Genomic DNA, 1825 nt, shown 5'->3' with positions numbered 1-1825 from the left:
GCGGCATCCACCCCGCCGTCCTCACCGACCGCGGCCTCGACGCCGCCCTCTCCTCCGTCGCCGGCCGCTGCACCGTCCCCGTCGCCGTCCAGGTCGACCTGGACACCCGCCCCGCCGCCGCGATCGAGGGCATCGCCTACTTCACCGTCTCCGAACTCCTCCAGAACATCAGCAAGCACAGCCGCGCCCGCACCGCCCGCGTGGAGATCTGGCGCTCGGCCGACCGGCTGCTGCTCCAGGTGCGGGACGACGGACAGGGCGGCGCCTCGACGGACTCCGGCAGCGGGCTGGCCGGACTCGCCGAACGGCTCGGCTCGGTGGACGGACTGCTGGTCGTGGACTCCCCCGCCGGCGGCCCGACGACGATCACGGCGGAGCTGCCCTGGCGCGACCGTTAGGGCGGCTCCGACGGGCCGGTGCGGGTCCCGCGGCGTCCGGCGCCGGGGGCACCTCCCCGCGGTGGCCGGGGGAACATCGCCCGCGTACCGGGCGTACCCGGGTGATGCGACAACGCGGCGAGGTGCCGTGCCGGGCATGGCAGGCCCGTGCCGCCCCATCGGACACGCCCTGGGCCACCGCCCCCGCTTTGCTGAGATGCTGGGCACCTTGCATGCAGCGGAACAGCCGAGCGGGAAGCAGGGGGCCGGACGTCGTGGTCGAGGACAGGGTGCGAGTGGTCATCGCCGAGGATTCAGTGCTGCTCCGCGAGGGCCTGACCCGGCTGCTGACCGACCGCGGGCACGAGGTCGTGGCCGGCGTGGGGGACGCGGAGGCGCTGCTGAAGGCGGTGCGGGAGCTCGCCGACGAGGGTGCCCTGCCGGACGTGGTGGTCGCGGACGTCCGGATGCCCCCCACGCACACGGACGAGGGCGTCCGGGCCTCCGTGCAGCTCCGGCGCGACTTCCCGGAGCTGGGGGTCCTGGTCCTTTCGCAGTATGTCGAGGAGCAGTACGCGACCGAGCTGCTGGCCGGCAGCAGCAGGGGCGTCGGCTACCTCCTGAAGGACCGGGTGGCCGAGGTCCGCGAGTTCGTCGACGCGGTCGTCCGGGTCGCCCGGGGCGGCACCGCGCTGGACCCCGAGGTCGTCGCCCAGCTGCTCGGACGCAGCCGCAAGCAGGACGTGCTGGCGGGCCTCACCCCGCGCGAGCGGGAGGTGCTGGGCCTGATGGCGGAGGGGCGGACGAACTCGGCCGTCGCCCGGCAGCTCGTCGTCAGCGACGGGGCGGTGGAGAAGCACGTCAGCAACATCTTCCTGAAGCTCGGGCTGTCGCCGAGTGACGGGGATCACCGTCGCGTTCTCGCGGTGCTCACCTACCTCCGCTCCTGATCCAAACCCCGTCGCCTGACGATCTGTCACGTCGGGACTGCGCCGCTGGTGGGAGGGCTGGTCCCGGAGACCTGCGACCCCGGTCGCAGCTCCGGCGGCAGCCTGCGGCCACTTCGCACGGCGGTCCCGCGGCGACGTGCCAGGATGGATGACGGCCGCGGGGCCCTCCCTTCCCGTGCTCCGTCCCGGGTGGCCGTGCCCCGCCCACGTACGATGGCGATGGGAACGCCGGTCGGCACCACCACAGCGCGGGGCCGCCGTCATGAGGGAGGTCCGAAGCAGTGACCAGCCAGGTCAGCAGCCCGGCCGAGCAGGCCGATTCAGCCGAACAGCCAGGGTTCTCCCCGCCGGGTGCCGGGGACGAACCGTCGCGCCTCGCCGGACAGCGCGGCCCCGCAGCCCGGGCCGGTGGCAAGGAAGTGCGCCAACTGGACCGGGTGATCATCCGGTTCGCGGGTGACTCCGGTGACGGTATGCAGCTCACCGGTGACCGTTTCA

Annotated in this window: 2 protein-coding genes and 1 pseudogene; all 3 read left to right on the top strand. The window is 73.8% G+C overall.

Features of this window, described 5'->3' with window-relative positions:
• A partial coding sequence (locus tag I5Q34_RS12490; protein ID WP_374193004.1) for a sensor histidine kinase occupies nt 1-398 on the top strand: 398 nt, incomplete at its 5' end.
• 269 nt (nt 399-667) lie between these two features.
• Entirely contained in the window at nt 668-1327 is a 660-nt protein-coding gene (locus I5Q34_RS12485; protein ID WP_199892929.1) for a response regulator transcription factor, read from the top strand.
• A gap of 281 nt (nt 1328-1608) precedes the next feature.
• Nucleotides 1609-1825 (top strand): annotated as a pseudogene (locus I5Q34_RS12480) (2-oxoglutarate ferredoxin oxidoreductase subunit alpha); the annotation flags it as partial.

It is taken from the genome of Streptomyces sp. AV19, from assembly GCF_015999245.1.
In the GTDB taxonomy this organism is placed as follows: Bacteria; Actinomycetota; Actinomycetes; order Streptomycetales; family Streptomycetaceae; genus Streptomyces.
This window is presented reverse-complemented; position numbering and strand designations above follow the sequence as displayed.